This window comes from Allobosea sp. 10L422 (assembly GCF_056395345.1).
In genome coordinates this window covers 1-14761 of record NZ_JBFTJI010000008.1, presented here as the reverse complement: position 1 = coordinate 14761, position 14761 = coordinate 1, and the positions used below count along the sequence as shown (strand labels likewise).

Below are 14761 nucleotides of genomic sequence, written 5' to 3'. Positions count from 1 at the left end.
TCGCCTACCGGAACGGCGGCTCATCGAAGCTCCGGAGCTTGCGCGAATGGATGGCGGAGCCCGCCTCCTTCAGCTTCTCCAGCGCAGCGAGCCCGATCCGCAGATGCTCGCCGATGGCGCGCTCATAGAAGGCGTTGGCGGCGCCCGGCAGCTTGATCTCGCCATGGAGCGGCTTGTCGGAGACGCAGAGCAGCGTGCCGTAGGGCACGCGGAGCCGATAGCCCTGCGCGGCGATGGTGCCGGATTCCATATCGACCGCGATGGCGCGCGACAGGTTGATGCGCCGCCGTTCCTTGGTCCATTGCAGTTCCCAGTTGCGGTCGTCCTGGGTCACCACGGTCCCGGTGCGCAGCCGCTGCTTCAGCCGGTCGCCCTTCTCGCCGGTAATCTCGGCGGCGGCCTGCTGCAACGCGACCTGGACCTCCGCCAGCGCCGGGATCGGAACTTCGGGGGGCACCAGCTCGTCGAGAATGTGGTCCTGCCTGAGATAGGCATGGGCGAGGACGTAGTCGCCGATGATCTGGGTCTGGCGCAGGCCCCCGCAATGGCCGACCATCAGCCAGCAATTCGGCCTGAGAACCGCCAGATGGTCGGTGATGTTCTTCGCATTGGACGGGCCGACGCCGATATTGACCAGCGTCACCCCCTCGCCGGTCTTCCGGATCAGGTGGTAGGCGGGCATCTGGAAGCGGTGCCAGGGCGCCGACATCACCCGTTCCGCCGCCGAGACGTCGAGGCCGTCGCGCCCGATGCGGATGCCGCCCGGCGCGACCAGCGCCTCGGCCGTTCCGGCTTCGATCTCGGCCAGCCCAAGCCGCACGAACTGGTCGACATAGCGGTGATAGTTCGTCAGCAGAACCCAGGGCTGCACCGCCCGCCAGTCCGTGCCGGTGTAGTGCACGAGGCGCCGCAGCGAATAATCGACCCTCACCGCGTCGAACAGGGAGAGCGGGCGCGGCTCGCCTTCGATAAGCTCATAGGTCCCGTCGGCAATCTCGTCGCCGACCAGCGCCAGCAGCGGCGTCGGGAAATGCCGTGCGAGTTCGGCGGGCGTGGTCTTCCCGCGTCCGAGCTCGTCGCCGCCTTCCAGCGCATAGGGGTAGGGGATTTCCTGCGTGCTGATGCCGGTCTCGATCGTCGCGCCGTATTCGGCGACGAGCGGCTTGAGCTGATCCAGCAGATAGGCCCGGAATTCGGCGGGCTGCGTCACCGTCGTCGAATAGATGCCGGGCGCAGCGAACTTGGCATAGCCGCGCCGCGTGGCCTCCGGGAGCTTCGACGGTTCGTAGGTCACCCGCAGCATGGGGTAGCGGTAGCGCTCCCGATCCTCCGTGGTCGGGGCCTTTCCGGTATCGAAGAAGTGCTGCAGGTCGCGGCGCAGCGCCGAGCGGGCTTCGTCATAGAGCTGCTCGAGCCGGTCGATGGCGGCTTCGGGTGTCGCTGCGGTCTCGAAGCTCATGAGCGGGTCCGTCCTCCTCGTATGTCGGTTCTAGAGCATTTTCGAGCGAAGTGGACACCGGTGCGCGTGAAGAAAATGCGCCAGGGCGAAGAGCCCTGTTTGCGTGTCCTTGCTCCTGACAACAACCGGCGGTGGCTTACGACAAACTGCTTACGAAGGCGGTTGACAGGTGGGAAGGGCAGCATTACAAAACCAATCGGTTAATTAACTGATCGGTTTCATACGATGTCGACGGACCCGCTCAGCCTGACCTTTGCCGCCCTCGCCGATCCGACGCGCCGCGCCATTCTGGCCAGGCTGTCGCAAGGCGAGAGTTCGGTGAAGGAACTGGCCGAGCCCTTCGCGATGAGCCTCCCCGCAGTCTCGAAGCACCTGAAGGTGCTGGAGCGCGCGGGGCTGATCACGCGGGGGCGGGAAGCCCAGTGGCGACCCTGCCGGCTCGACCCCAGCCCCTTGCAGGACGTCTCGGAATGGCTGGAACACTACAGCCGTTTCTGGGACCAAAGCCTGGGCCGGTTGGACGAGGTTCTGCGTGAGATCAGGGCGAAACCACCCGATGAAACGAGCGTGTGACGCTCGACCATTCCCCTCAGCCTTTTTGCAGGTGACTACCATGCTCAAGACCGTTCTTCTCAGCCTGCTCGGCATCGTCGTGGTCGGGATCGCCGTCGTGCTGATCCTCGCCGCCCGCAAGCCCGACACCTTTCAGGTGACCCGCACCGCCACGATCAATGCGCCACCCGAGCGGGTCTACCCGTTGATCGCCGATTTCAAGGCCTGGGGCGCCTGGTCGCCCTGGGAGAAGAAGGACCCGGCGATGAAGCGCAGCTATGGCGGCCCCGAGACCGGCGTCGGCGCGACCTATGCCTGGGCAGGCGATAAGAACGTCGGCGAAGGCAGCATGCGCATCATGGAAGCCAATACGCCGAGCCGGGTCGCGCTCAAGCTCGATTTCGTCAAGCCGTTCGAGGCCAATAACGACGTGACCTTCACGCTGACGCCTCAAGGTCCGGCGACGCTCGTGACCTGGACCATGACCGGTCCGACCCCGTTCGTCGGCAAGATCATGCACGTCTTCATGGACATGGATCGCATGGTCGGCGGCGATTTCGAATCCGGCCTGACGGCGATGAAGACGGCGGCCGAGCGCCCCGCCTGAGCCGCCCTCGGCAACCGCGATCAGCTGGCCGACGGCAATCATTAAGGATCATGCGCATGATGGGTGAACCGCAGAAGGAACATGAGTGGCTTCATCAGCTCGTCGGCGCGTGGACCGCGGAGATGACGTGCTCGATGGGGCCGGGCCAGCCGCCCACGACATCGACGGGCGCGGAGACCGTCCGCTCCCTCGGCGGGCTCTGGACGCTCGGCGAAGGCGAAGGCACCTGTCCGGACGGCACGCCGGTTACCAGCCTGATGACTCTTGGCTTCGACCCGGCAAAGGGCCGCTTCGTCGGCACCTTCGTCGCCTCGATGATGACGATGATCTGGCGCTATGACGGCGCGCTCTCGGCCGACGACAAGTCGCTGGTCCTCGATACCGAAGGGCCGAGCATGGCGGGCGACGGCTCCACGGCGAAGTATCAGGATATCATCACCTTCCTGTCGCCCGATCACCGTACGCTGACCTCGCGCGCTCTCGGCGCCGACGGCCAGTGGACCGAGTTCATGGCGGCTCACTACCGCCGCATCGCCTGAACGTTTCAACATAGCGAGGAGGAAAGACGATGAAACTCTCGACCTATCTGATGTTCGAGGGCAATTGCCGCGAGGCCTTCACCCATTACGAGAAGGTACTGGGCGGCAAGATGCTGGCCATGATGGACCACAAGGGCACGCCGGCCGAGGCGCATATCGCGCCCGAGTGGCACGACAAGATCATGCATGCCTGCCTCGAGGTCGACGGGCAGATGCTGATGGCGTCCGATGCGCCGCCGGATCGCTCGGACGGACCGATGCGTTCGGTCTTCGTCAGCGTCGGCGTGAAGACCCCCGAGGAGGCCGAGCGCATCTTCGCGGGTCTCTCCGAAGGTGGCGCCAAGATCACCATGCCGATGGCCGAGACCTTCTGGTCGCCCCGCTTCGGCATGCTGGTCGATCGCTTCGGCACCAGCTGGATGGTCGGCGCCGAGCAGCCCGCCGATAAAGCGAACTGCGGCTGAGGCCACAAACGCTCGTCATGCTCGGGCTGGGCCCGAGCAACTCCTGCCCGATGCACCTTTTCGGAACGAGATTCTCGGGTCGACCCTCGGTCGCCCGGGAATGACGGCTGCAGGCTCAGGACCGCCCGCCATCCACCGAGAGGATTTGGCCGGTGATCCAGCCGGCCTGTTCGCTCAGGAAGAACAGCGTAGCGTTGGCGATGTCCTGCGGCGTGCCGAGGCGCCTTGTGTGGATGCTCTCGACGAGGCGCTTCTGCCCTTCCGGCCCGTAGCTCTGCCATTGCCGCTCGGTCGCGGGGTTCGAGCGCACGAAGCCCGGCGCGACCGAGTTTACCGTGACGCCATGCGGGCCGAATTCCCAGGCGAGTTGCTTCGTCAGCCCGACCAGCGCGTGCTTGGCGCTGGCATAGGCCTGGATGCCGGTGAGGCTCGGCCGCAGGCCAGCGCCCGATGAGATGGTGACGATCCGGCCGTAGCCTCCCTGCTTCATCGCCGGCGCCGCCGCCTGCGCGAGGAAGAAGGCGGCATCGACATTGGCGGCGAAGATCACCCGCCAGTCTTCCTCCGAAATCTCCTCGATCGCGCGGCCGACCTGTCCGCGCACGCCGCCGGCGGCATGGATCAGAAGTTCGAGCCGGCCTTCCGTCGCGACGATGTCGCCTACCAGCGCCTGCGCGGCCTCGGGCGAGCCGAGATCGACCCCATGCCCGGTCGCGCCGATCTCCCGCGCAGTCTCCTGCACGCCGCCTGTATCGATGTCGGCGATGTGGACGCAAGCTCCGGCTTGGGCGAGCGCGGCAGCGATGGCGCGCCCGATTCCCTGGGCCGCGCCAGTGACGAGGGCTACGCGGCCGTCGAAACGGATCTGCATCGGTCGATCAGCACTTTCAGCGTTTCGAAGGCCATCGGGCGGCGGCCTTCCTCGATGTCGTGGATCAGCGCGACCAGCGTCTCCAGCGCCGGCGTCGCCACGCCGACCTCGCGGCCAACAGTCGCGATGATGCCGATCTGCGGATCGACCTCGGTCCTGCGCTTGCGCACGGCAAGGTCACGCCAGATGCCGGAATGGGTCTTGGCCGTCTGCGCGGTGTAGTGGGCGAGCCAGCGGATGGTCTCGATCTGCGCGCCTTCCGGCCGGCCCGGGGCGAAGACCATCGGGTCGAACTCCCCGAAGCCTAGCGAGATCACGCCGCGCTTGGCTGCGACCGCACCGACCTCGCGGCCGAGCGCGAGCCAGACCGGCAAGCGGGTGGGATCGGCGAAATTCGCCGACATAGAATCGTCGGTGAGCGCCGTGGCGAACAGCATCGCGCCATAGGCGAGCTTACCCCAGAGATAGCCGAAGACATTGTCGGTCAAGATCGCATCCGGCTCGAACAGCCCGAGCAGGCGATGCATCTCGGTGGCGCGCTCGCCGATCGACCCGTCGAGCTCACCGACCACGACCGCGCCACGGTTGCCGTAGAGAATTTCACCCGGCCCGAGCCAGTCGGCGCCGAAATTGACGAAGCAGCCCATGGTGCGCCGTTCGCCGACGGCCCTGGCGATGGCTAGCTCGTTGAGCCCGTTCTGGGCGGAGAGGACGAAGCCGTCCTCGGCCAGATGTGGCTTGAGCGCCGCGAGCGCCGCTTCGGTCGCGCCCGCCTTCACGGCGAGCACGATGCGGCTGTAGGGGCCGTTGAGCTCAGCCGGTGTCACGGCAGGCACCACCTGCGTGAATTCCTCGACCGGTCCCGAGATGGCGAGGCCGCGGGTCCGGCAGGCCTCGACATGCTCGGCGACGATGTCGACCAGCAGAACCGGCACGCCCGCCCGCGCCCAATAGGCGCCGAGCGTGCCGCCGATGGCTCCCGCACCCCAGATCAGGATCGGCTCGCTCATCGGTGCTGTCTCACGCCTGGCCGGCCATCTCGACGCTGCTGTGGGTGGCGACATGAAGCAGGCCGTCGGCCGTCACCCAGCCGCGATACATGCCGTCGGTGTTGAAGGGAGCGACGACCGTGCCATCCGCGCCGACTGCTACGAGCCCGGCCCCAATCTTGTGCTCGGAGAGCTCCGCCATGACGGCCTGCGTCGCGGCCTCCAGCGAAAGGCCCTTATAGGCGATCAGCGATGCGATCTCATGGCCGACGCAGTAGCGGATGAAATACTCGCCCTTGCCGGTGCCGGAGACGGCGCAGCGCCCGTCGCGGGCATAGGTGCCGGCGCCGATGATCGGGGTGTCGCCGACGCGGCCGGCCGGTTTGTTGGTGTAGCCGCCGGTCGAGGTCGCGGCGGCGAGATGGCCCTGCACGTCGCAGGCGACGGCGCCGACCGTGCCGTGCTTCTCGGCCTCGCTCGCCTCGGCGGCGGTGCCGACGATCTCCCGGATCTTCATCGAGGCCAGGCTTTTGCGCCGACGCTCGGTCGAGAAATGCTCGTTGTCGACGGTGTCGACCCCCTCATTCTCGGCGAAAGCGTCGGCGGCCGGGCCCGCGAGCAGCAGCGGGTCGCCGCGCAGCATCAGCGCCTTAGCGGCGGTAATCGGGTTGCGGATGCGCTGGGCTGCGCAGATCGCGCCGGCCGCCAGTGTCGATCCATCCATGATCGAGGCATCGAGCTCGTGCTCGCCATCGGTGTTGAAGGCCGCGCCATGGCCGGCGTTGAAATGCGGCGAATCCTCCATCACCCGCACGGCGGCCTCGACGGCATCCACCGCCTTGCCACCCTTGGTCAGGATCGTCCAGCCGGCCCTGAGCGCGGCGGCGAGGTCGGCGCGAGCCTGCGCCCATTCGGCCTCGGTCATCTCGGCCTTGGGCAACGTGCCGCAGCCGCCATGGATGGCAAGCGCGAGGGTCATGTCGATTTCCTGTCAGGTAACTGAAGCGGTCTGGTCGAACGGCGTCATGGCCGGGCGGGCCGATCATGACGCCTGAGGGCCGCGGCGTTACTTCTTGGCGGGCTTGATGTCCATGGCCAGCGTGTCCTCGTCGACGCGCGGGCTGATCGTCACCTTGTCCTTCTGCATCGCCCAGGCCGAGCCCACGGCGGTGATCGGCAGGCGCGGCCGGTCCTTGGCGACGATGGCTGCGACATCGGCCAGCATCTGGTTGCGCTTGGCCTCGTCCATCTCCACCGCAGCATCTTCGATCAGCTTGTCGACCTGGGGATTCGCGTAGTTCTGGACGTTGAAGGCGCCGAGCTTCTTGGCCGGGTCGTTCGAATGCACCAGTGAGGACAGGGTGTAGTTGGCCTCGCCCGTCAGCGTGCCCCAGCCCGACATCGACATCGAGAARTCGCCGCGCAGGCGGGCGGGGAAGAACACGGCGCCCGGCTGGGCGTTGGCGTTCACGTCGATGCCGATGCGCGCCAGCATCTGCGCGATCGAGGTGCCGACCTGCCGATCGCCGGGCAGGCGGTCATTGGTGAAGGAGAAGCTGATCTTGAAGCCGTTGGGATAGCCGGCCTCCTCCATCAGCTTCTTGGCCTTGGCGATGTCGGGCTTGAGCGCCGGCAGGCTCTTGTTGAAGCCGGCGATGGTCGGCGTCACCAGCTGGTTGGCCGGGGCGCCGAGGCCCTCCATCGCGATCTCCGCCAGCGCCGGCCGATCGATCGCGAGATCGATCGCCTCGCGCACGCGGACGTCCTGCAGCGGGTTCTTAGGCAGGGCCGAGCCGTCCTTGGCGGTGACCTGCGGGGTCTTGTCCCGCATGTCGAGCTCCATGTTGAACAGATAGACGCTCTCGACCGTGGCGACGTTGAGCTTGGCGTCGCGCTTCAGCGTCGGCACGTCGGAGGCCGGCGCGCGTACGATGATGTCGACCTGCCCGGCCTTGAGCTGGGCGACGCGGGCGGCATCGTTCGGCAGCTCCTTGCGCACGACCTTGGCCCAAGGCTCCTTCGGACCCCAGTAGCCATCGAAGCGATCCAGCACCATCTGGTCCTTCGGCGTCCAGGAAACGAACTTGTAGGGGCCGGTGCCGACAGCTGCCTTGCCGGAGTTGAAGGCCTCGTTGGCGTTGTCCTTGTTCAGGCCGGCAGCTGCCTTGTGCGAGACGATGAACAGGCGGATGAAGTCGTTCGGCAGGTTCGGGGCCGGCCCGTCCGTGACGATATGCACCGTCAGCGGGTCGATGATCTTCACCTCCTTGACGCGCCGGACATAGATCGTCGTCGGGTTGGGGCCGGCGACGACGGGGATGCGTTCGATCGAGAACTTCACATCCTCGGCGGTGAAGTCCGAGCCGTCATGGAATTTCACGCCGGGGCGCAGCTTGAACTCCCAGACGGTCGGCTCGAGCGTCTTCCAGCTCAGCGCCAGCCGCGGCTCGATCTGCAGCTTGTCGCCGGACCAGGTCAGCGTGTCGAAGACATGCTTCAGCGCCTCGGCATGGGTGCCGGTGGCGGTGAAATGGGGGTCGATCGATTCAGGCCCGGCGCGCACGCCGATCGTCAGGGTCTGGGCCAGCGCGCCGGTCGAGACGGCAGCGGCGAGCAGGCTGGCAAAGGCCGCGAGGCGGAAGGTGCGGGCCGGTTTCATGATGATAAGTTCCCCTCGTTTTCGAGTTCGTTGGGCCAGACGGGCGAAGCGATGACGAGCTTGTCGAGCAGCACGCAGAGCTGATGCTGCTCGTCTTCGCCGAGGCGGGAGAGCATGGTGTTCTGGTGCTGCACCATCAGCGGCATGGTTTCGTCGTAGATCTTGCGGCCTGCCGTCGTCAGATGCAGCACATAGCTGCGCAGGTCGCCGGGATCGGTCTCGCGCTTGAGCAGCCGCCTCTGCAGCAGCTTCTGCACGGCGCGTGACAGCGTGTTCTTCGGCAGGCCTGACGAGGCGACGATGTTCTTGGCGGCGACTCCCTCCCGCAACCCCACGGCATAGAGCGCGACGAATTCGGGCCGCACCAGGCCGTAGCGGGTCTCGATCCAGCGATAGACCGGATCGTTGAAGCGGAAGGCGAGGAAGTTCAGCCGAAATGACAGCCAGCAGGGATTGTCCCAGAGCTTCGTGACGGTGAGCGGATCGAGCGTCGCCAGCGCGGCCTCCCGTTCCGGATCGACGGGCGAAAGAGAGGCTGGCGAGCGCCGCATGCGAGGGTTCCCTGCCAATTTAGTTCCAAATGGAACTTGACGCTCCGGAATGCCAGAGTCAAGGATGGTTTTGGCGGGTGGCTGGGCGAACTGTCTACTGCCTGCGGAAGCAAAGCAAGGAACGCGCCGTGCTGGTCGCAGAGATGAACTGGATGCAGATCGAAGCCCAGGCGAAGCGGGACGACCGCTGCGTCCTGCCGCTCGGCAGCGTCGAGCAGCACGCCTATCTGAGCCTTGCCACCGACGTGATCCTTTCCGAGCGGGTGGCGAAGGAGGCGGCCGCGCCGCTCGGCATCCCCGTCTTCCCGGTGCTGGCCTATGGCATGACGCCGGGCTTCCTCGATTTTCCGGGCAGCATTTCGCTCAAGCTCGACACCTACACGGCGCTGCTGGGCGACATCTTCGATGGCTTCTATCGCTCGGGCTTCCGCCGGATCGTGCTGGTCAACGGTCATGGCGGCAATTCGCCGGCGCTGAATTTCGCGACCGAATGGCTGGGCCGCCATCCGGATGCGAGCATCCGGCTGCACAATTGGTGGGCGGCGCCGTTATTCCAGGCCGCGGTAAAGGCCATCGACCCCGCCGCCTCGCACGCCTCCTGGATGGAGAACTTCCCCTGGACGCGGCTTGCGGGCGTGACGATGCCCGATACGCCCAAGCCGCCCTTCAATACGGCGCAGTACCAGGCGGCGAGCCCCGTGAGGCGGCGCGAGATCATTGGAGATGGCAATTTCCACGGCCTCTATCAGCGGCCGGACGACGAGATGCTGAAGGTCTGGCAAGTGGGTGTCGAGGAGACCCGCGCGGCGATGGTGGAGAACTGGCCGTGACGCCATCTCGGAGGCCGGCCGCATGCTAGGGCATGTCGCCCTCCGTCTGCTGCAGGCGCTCGTCGTCATGCTCGTCATGTCGGTGCTGGTCTTCGTCGGCGTCTATGCGATCGGCAACCCGATCGACGTGCTGATCGGCCCCGATGTCAGCCAGGAACTCCGGCTCCAGACCATCGCGCATTACGGGCTCGACCGGCCGCTCTGGGAGCAGTACCTCACCTTCCTCGGCCGCGTTCTGCACGGCGATTTCGGCCGCTCCTTCGTCTTCGGCATGCCGGTGATGCAGCTCATCCTGTCGCGGCTGCCCGCGACGCTTGAGCTGACGCTGGCCGCCGTCTGCGGCGCGGCGCTGATCGGCATCCCCGCCGGCATCTATGCCGGCTACAGGCCGGATGGCATCGCCTCCAAGCTGATCATGACGGTCTCGATCCTCGGCTTCTCCGTGCCGACCTTCTGGATCGGCCTCGTGCTGATCATGGCCTTCGCCGTCGAACTGCAATGGCTGCCTGCCGGCGGGCGCGGCGAGACCGTTTCCGTCTTCGGCATCGAATGGAGCTTCCTGACTCTGGACGGGCTCACGCACCTCCTGTTGCCCGCGCTGAACCTCGCCTTTTTCAAGCTTGCCCTGATGACGCGTCTGGCCCGGGCCGGCACGCGCGAGGCCATGCTGTCGGATACGGTGAAGTTCGCCCGCGCCGCCGGCCTCTCGGAATGGACCGTGCTGCGCCGGCACGTGCTCAGGCTGATCTCGATCCCTCTGGTCACCGTCTTCGGCCTGGAATTCGGCTCGACGCTCGCCTTCGCCGTCGTCACCGAGACGATCTTCTCCTGGCCCGGCATCGGCAAGCTGATCATCGACTCCATCCAGTCGCTCGACCGGCCGGTGATGGTCGCTTATCTCATGCTCGTCGCCTTCGTCTTCATCACCATCAACTTCCTCGTCGACCTCGCCTATGTCGGGCTTGATCCGCGCCTCAGGAAGGGGGGCGCGCGATGAAGGACGCTTCTCCCGCCGCTCGCTTCTGGGCCGAGTTCCGCGAGAGCAAGACCGCGGTCGTAGCGCTCGCCGTGGTCGTGCTGATGATCGGCATCGCGCTGCTGGCGCCGCTCGTCGCGCCGCAGGACCCCTACGACCTCGCCAATCTCTCGCTCTCCGATGCGCGCCGCCCGCCGGGATATGTCGGCGAGGGCGGCTATACGCATTGGCTCGGCACGGATGCGCAGGGGCGCGACCTGTTCTCGGCCATCCTCTACGGTCTGCGGATTTCCCTGCAGATGGGGCTGGTGGCGGGCGCGCTGGCCTTCGCGCTCGGCGTCTCGCTCGGCATCGGCGCCGCCTATGCCGGGGGGCGCTGGGAAGCCTTCATCATGCGCGTCATCGACCTGCAACTCGCCTTCCCGGCGATTCTGCTCGCGCTCGTGCTTTCCGCCTTGCTGGGGCAGGGCAAGGTCCAGCTCATCGCCGCGCTCGCCGCCGCGCAATACGCCTATTTCGCCCGTACCGCCCATGGCGCGGCCTCGGCCGAGCGCGGCAAGGACTATGTCGAGGCGGTGCTGTCGACGCCGCTGCCCGGCTGGCGCGTGGTGCTGCGCCACATCTTCCCGAACTGCCTGCCGCCCCTGATCGTCGTTGCGACCGTGCAGGTGGCGAACGCCATCGCGCTGGAGGCGACGCTGTCCTTCCTCGGTGTCGGCCTGCCCGTCACCGAGCCTTCGCTGGGCATGCTGATCGCGAACGGCTTCCAGTACATGCTCTCGGGCCGCTACTGGATCTCGATCTATCCCGGCCTCGCCCTGATCATCCTGATCGTCGCCATCAATCTTGTCGGGGACCGCGTCCGCGATCAGGTCAATCCGAGGCTCAAGCGATGAGGGCTCGGGGCACGCCATACCCGTCATGGTCGGGCTTGTCCCGACCATCCACGTCTTTGTTCTTTGAGGACTGTGTTCAAGACGTGGATGCTCGCCACAAGGGCGAGCACGACGGCGGAGGTCAACGCCGATGACCGAGACCCCTCTCCTCGAAGTCACGAATCTCGCCACCCATTTCCACACGCGTGCCGGCGTGGTGAAGGCGGTCGACGGCGTTTCCTTCGCGCTGAAGCGCGGCGAAGTGATGGGCCTGGTCGGCGAGTCCGGCTCGGGCAAGAGCATCACCGGCTTCTCGATCATCGGGCTGATCGACCCGCCCGGCCGCGTCGAGTCCGGCTCGTCGGTGAAGCTCGAGGGCCGCGAACTCGTCGGTTTGCCTGCCTCCGACTTGCGCAAGATCCGCGGCAAGCAGATCTCGATGGTCTTCCAGGACCCGATGATGACGCTGAACCCGATGCTGACCATCGGGACGCAAATCCGATTGGCTCTGGAAGCGCATGAGACGGTCTCGGGCGCCGAGGCGCGCCGCCGCGCCGTCGCGGCATTGGCGCAGGTCCGCATTCCCGACCCCGAGGGCAAGGTCGATTTCTACCCGCACCAGTTCTCCGGCGGCATGCGCCAGCGCGTCGCAATCGCAATCGCTCTGCTGCATCGTCCCAAGCTGATCATCTGCGACGAGCCGACCACCGCGCTGGACGTGTCCGTGCAGGCCGAGATCCTCGCCGAGATGAAGGAACTGGTCGCCGAACTCGGCACGGCGCTGATCTGGATCAGCCACGACCTTGCGGTCGTCGCCGAGCTCGCCGACCATGTCTGTGTCATGCGCCATGGCAAGATCGTCGAGGCCGGGCCGACGCTTTCGGTGCTGACCCATCCGAAGCATCCGTACACGCGGGCCCTACTCGACGCGCTGCCTTCGCGCGCCGAACCCGGCACCCTGCTCGCCGGTGGCGTAGGCTCAGACGTTGCTCCGCCGCCGCGCGTGGTCAGGCAGGCCGAAGCGGTAGCTGCCGATGCGGCGCATTACGTCCGCATCGAACACGTCGCCAAGCGCTTCGCAGGGACGCCCGGTCTGTTCCGCAAACTCGCCCAGAAGGCCGGTCTGTCGAAGGCGCCGGCCGCCGTGCAGGCTGTCGACGACGTCACGCTGGTGCTGAAGCGTGGTGAGGCGCTCGGCCTTGTCGGCGAATCCGGCTCCGGCAAGTCGACGCTGGGACGCGTGGCGGCCGGCATCTACGCGCCGGACCATGGCCTCGTCCGCATCGACGGCGCGCCGGTGATGAGCACCGGCGAACGGCCCCGCAAGCTCACGACCCGCGTCCAGACGATCTTCCAGGATCCCTTCGCTTCGCTCAATCCGCGCATGACGGTGGGCGACAGCATCGCCGAAGGGCCCCTCGCGCATGCGCTCATCAAGAGCGGCGAGGCGAAGGACTATGTCCGGCAATGGCTGGCGGCAGTCGGGCTCGATCCCGCCTTTGCTGCCCGCTATCCGCATCAGTTCTCGGGCGGCCAGCGCCAGCGCGTCGCCATAGCGCGGGCGCTCGCGATGCAGCCCGATGTCGTGGTCTGCGACGAGCCGGTCGCTTCGCTCGACGTCTCCATCCAGGCGCAGATCATCAATCTGCTGATCCGCCTGCGGCAGGAACTCGACCTGACGCTGATCTTCATCTCGCACGACCTCTCGGTCGTCCGCCATCTCTGCGACCGCGTCGCGATCATGTATCGCGGCCGTATCGTCGAGAGCGGCCCGGCCGGCGAGGTCTACGACCATCCGCAGCACGACTACACCAAGCGACTGCTCGCCGCCGTGCCGGTGTTGCCGGGCGCTGCGACGATCTGAGGAGACAGCCGATGAGCGACGCCGAACTCGTGGAACTCCTGCCCTGGCAATGGCCGGAAGAGATCTGGCGCGGCAAGGTCGAGCAGGTGCGCGCCGGCCGCAACCTGAAGCCGGCCAAGTGGAAGAACGGTGCCCGCTGCGCGATCGCGCTCTCCTTCGACGTCGACCACGAGACCAATGAGCTGAGAGACGGCGGCAAATCGGTCGGGCGCTTGTCCTGGGGCCAGTACGGCAATCGCGTCGGCATCCCGCGCATCCTGAATCTCCTCGAGAAGGAAGACATCAAGGCGAGCTTCTTCGTACCGGCTGTGACAGCACTGCTCTATCCCGACGAGCAGCGCCGGATCGTCGGCGAGGGGCACGAGGTCGGCCTTCACGGCTGGATCCATGAGGTCAACACGGCCGTCCCGCCGGCCGATGAGCGTGAACTGCATCTGCGCTCGGCCGATACGCTGGAGAAGATCACCGGCATCCGCCCGGTCGGCATGCGCACCCCGTCCTGGGATTTCTCCGAGGTGACGCTCGCCGTCGAGCGCGAACTCGGGCTGCTCTACGATTCCTCGCTCTTCGCCGATGACGATCCCTATGAGATCGTCGAGAAGGGCGAGGCGACCGGCATGGTCGAGCTGCCGGTCGAATGGATTCGCGACGACGCGGCCTATCTCAGCATGAACCGCTTCCAGGCACTGCGGCCCTACACACCGCCGGAGGCGGTCTTCGACATCTTCCGCCGCGAGTTCGAGGGAGCTTATGCCGAAGGCGGCCTCTTCCTGCTGACCATGCATCCCCATGTCATCACCTACCGCTCGCGCTTCTGGATCCTCGAAGAGCTGGTCCGGCTTGCCAAGGCCAAGGGCGATTGCTGGTTCGCGACCCATGCCGAGATCGCAGCCTATGTGAAGGCCGAAGCCGGGCTCTGACCCGTCCGATCGGAACCGCTGCCCGATTCCTGCCGTTTTCGCTTCATCGCGGGTTCAGGCCCTGACCGGCCTGATACCCTCGCGTTGAAACGAACAACGGGAATTGCAATGCGCACGAAACGCTGGTTGCTGGTCGGGACCGTCCTGCCGGCCCTCGTCATTTCGCAGGCCGGGCAAGCCTTTGCCGAAGCCGGATACCGGCTGGCCCAGGCCCCCGCAGCCGGCGACGAGGAGCCGGGACGGGGACCACGCCAGCGGCCACAGGAGCAGCACCGTCCGCCGGGTGGGCAGCCGGGCCAGCGCGGTCCTGAGCGGCCCGCCGCGCCGGGCGCCCCCCAGGCTCCGCGCCCGCCGCAGATGCAGCCCGGCCCGGCTGTTCCCCGGCCGCAGCCTCCCACGATGCCCGCGCCGCAGCCGCGTGCCGAGCCGCCTGCTGCGCGTCCGCAGCCCGAGCGCCCGCCAATGCCGCAGCGTGAGGCGCCTCCCGCTCCGCGCCCCRCCCCGAACATGGCGCCTATACCTCAGCAGCCGCCCGCGGCCCGGCCGACGCCGCCACGTCCGCCGGCCGAGCCGACGCCGCCGCGCACAGCGCCGCAGCCGCTCCC

15 protein-coding genes are annotated in these 14761 nt (G+C 66.9%); 9 read left to right on the top strand and 6 right to left on the bottom strand.

The features are described from left to right. Positions 1 to 4: 4 nt before the first annotated feature. Positions 5 to 1459 (bottom strand): AMP nucleosidase, encoded by a 1455-nt coding sequence (locus AC1DEZ_RS16495; RefSeq protein ID WP_476780027.1) that lies wholly within the window; start codon positions 1457 to 1459, stop codon positions 5 to 7. 225 nt (positions 1460 to 1684) lie between these two features. Here AC1DEZ_RS16495 and AC1DEZ_RS16490 point away from each other — a divergent pair, with 225 nt between their 5' ends. Genes AC1DEZ_RS16490 through AC1DEZ_RS16475 form a run of 4 tightly spaced genes read left to right on the top strand, consistent with a single transcriptional unit; the run spans position 1685 to position 3621 of the window. Beyond that, the gene (locus AC1DEZ_RS16490; RefSeq protein WP_476780026.1) at positions 1685 to 2032 is read left to right on the top strand and encodes an ArsR/SmtB family transcription factor; all 348 of its coding nucleotides are present in this window, start codon (positions 1685 to 1687) and stop codon (positions 2030 to 2032) included. 40 nt (positions 2033 to 2072) lie between these two features. After that, on the top strand, positions 2073 to 2618 hold the full coding sequence (locus AC1DEZ_RS16485) for an SRPBCC family protein (protein WP_476780025.1): 546 nt from the start codon (positions 2073 to 2075) through the stop codon (positions 2616 to 2618). Positions 2619 to 2674: 56 nt separating this feature from the next. Next, positions 2675 to 3157 carry a DUF1579 domain-containing protein gene (locus AC1DEZ_RS16480; protein WP_476780024.1) on the top strand — a complete coding sequence of 161 codons (483 nt, stop codon included), beginning with the start codon at positions 2675 to 2677 and terminating at the stop codon, positions 3155 to 3157. 29 nt (positions 3158 to 3186) lie between these two features. Then, positions 3187 to 3621 (top strand): VOC family protein, encoded by a 435-nt coding sequence (locus AC1DEZ_RS16475; RefSeq protein ID WP_441509851.1) that lies wholly within the window; start codon positions 3187 to 3189, stop codon positions 3619 to 3621. A gap of 115 nt (positions 3622 to 3736) precedes the next feature. Here AC1DEZ_RS16475 and AC1DEZ_RS16470 read toward each other — a convergent pair whose 3' ends face one another. The 5 genes from AC1DEZ_RS16470 to AC1DEZ_RS16450 form a co-directional block, all read right to left on the bottom strand. After that, positions 3737 to 4492, bottom strand: coding sequence for an SDR family NAD(P)-dependent oxidoreductase (locus tag AC1DEZ_RS16470; protein WP_476780023.1), 756 nt, complete (start codon positions 4490 to 4492; stop codon positions 3737 to 3739). Continuing rightward, the gene (locus AC1DEZ_RS16465) at positions 4465 to 5502 is read right to left on the bottom strand and encodes a ketopantoate reductase family protein (protein WP_476780022.1); all 1038 of its coding nucleotides are present in this window, start codon (positions 5500 to 5502) and stop codon (positions 4465 to 4467) included. The genes AC1DEZ_RS16470 and AC1DEZ_RS16465 overlap by 28 nt, the downstream gene beginning before the upstream one ends. Before the next feature lie 10 nt (positions 5503 to 5512). Beyond that, positions 5513 to 6460, bottom strand: a complete 948-nt coding sequence (locus tag AC1DEZ_RS16460) for an isoaspartyl peptidase/L-asparaginase family protein (protein WP_441509848.1) — start codon at positions 6458 to 6460, stop codon at positions 5513 to 5515. A gap of 87 nt (positions 6461 to 6547) precedes the next feature. Further along, positions 6548 to 8140, bottom strand: a complete 1593-nt coding sequence (locus tag AC1DEZ_RS16455) for an ABC transporter substrate-binding protein (protein WP_476780021.1) — start codon at positions 8138 to 8140, stop codon at positions 6548 to 6550. After that, a complete protein-coding gene (locus tag AC1DEZ_RS16450; RefSeq protein WP_476780020.1) occupies positions 8137 to 8691 on the bottom strand; it encodes a MarR family winged helix-turn-helix transcriptional regulator in 555 nt (184 codons plus the stop codon). The genes AC1DEZ_RS16455 and AC1DEZ_RS16450 overlap by 4 nt, the downstream gene beginning before the upstream one ends. 77 nt (positions 8692 to 8768) lie before the next feature. Here AC1DEZ_RS16450 and AC1DEZ_RS16445 point away from each other — a divergent pair, with 77 nt between their 5' ends. The 5 genes from AC1DEZ_RS16445 to AC1DEZ_RS16425 all read left to right on the top strand — a co-directional run bounded on the left by AC1DEZ_RS16445 (position 8769) and on the right by AC1DEZ_RS16425 (position 14156). Next, positions 8769 to 9521 (top strand): creatininase family protein, encoded by a 753-nt coding sequence (locus AC1DEZ_RS16445; protein ID WP_441509845.1) that lies wholly within the window; start codon positions 8769 to 8771, stop codon positions 9519 to 9521. A gap of 22 nt (positions 9522 to 9543) precedes the next feature. Beyond that, the gene (locus AC1DEZ_RS16440; protein WP_476780019.1) at positions 9544 to 10518 is read left to right on the top strand and encodes an ABC transporter permease; all 975 of its coding nucleotides are present in this window, start codon (positions 9544 to 9546) and stop codon (positions 10516 to 10518) included. Next, on the top strand, positions 10515 to 11393 hold the full coding sequence (locus tag AC1DEZ_RS16435; protein WP_476780018.1) for an ABC transporter permease: 879 nt from the start codon (positions 10515 to 10517) through the stop codon (positions 11391 to 11393). The genes AC1DEZ_RS16440 and AC1DEZ_RS16435 overlap by 4 nt, the downstream gene beginning before the upstream one ends. 130 nt (positions 11394 to 11523) lie before the next feature. Continuing rightward, a complete protein-coding gene (locus AC1DEZ_RS16430) occupies positions 11524 to 13236 on the top strand; it encodes a dipeptide ABC transporter ATP-binding protein (RefSeq protein WP_476780017.1) in 1713 nt (570 codons plus the stop codon). Between the two features lie 11 nt (positions 13237 to 13247). Further along, entirely contained in the window at positions 13248 to 14156 is a 909-nt protein-coding gene (locus AC1DEZ_RS16425; RefSeq protein WP_441509841.1) for a polysaccharide deacetylase family protein, read from the top strand. The last annotated feature ends 605 nt before the right edge of the window (positions 14157 to 14761 follow it).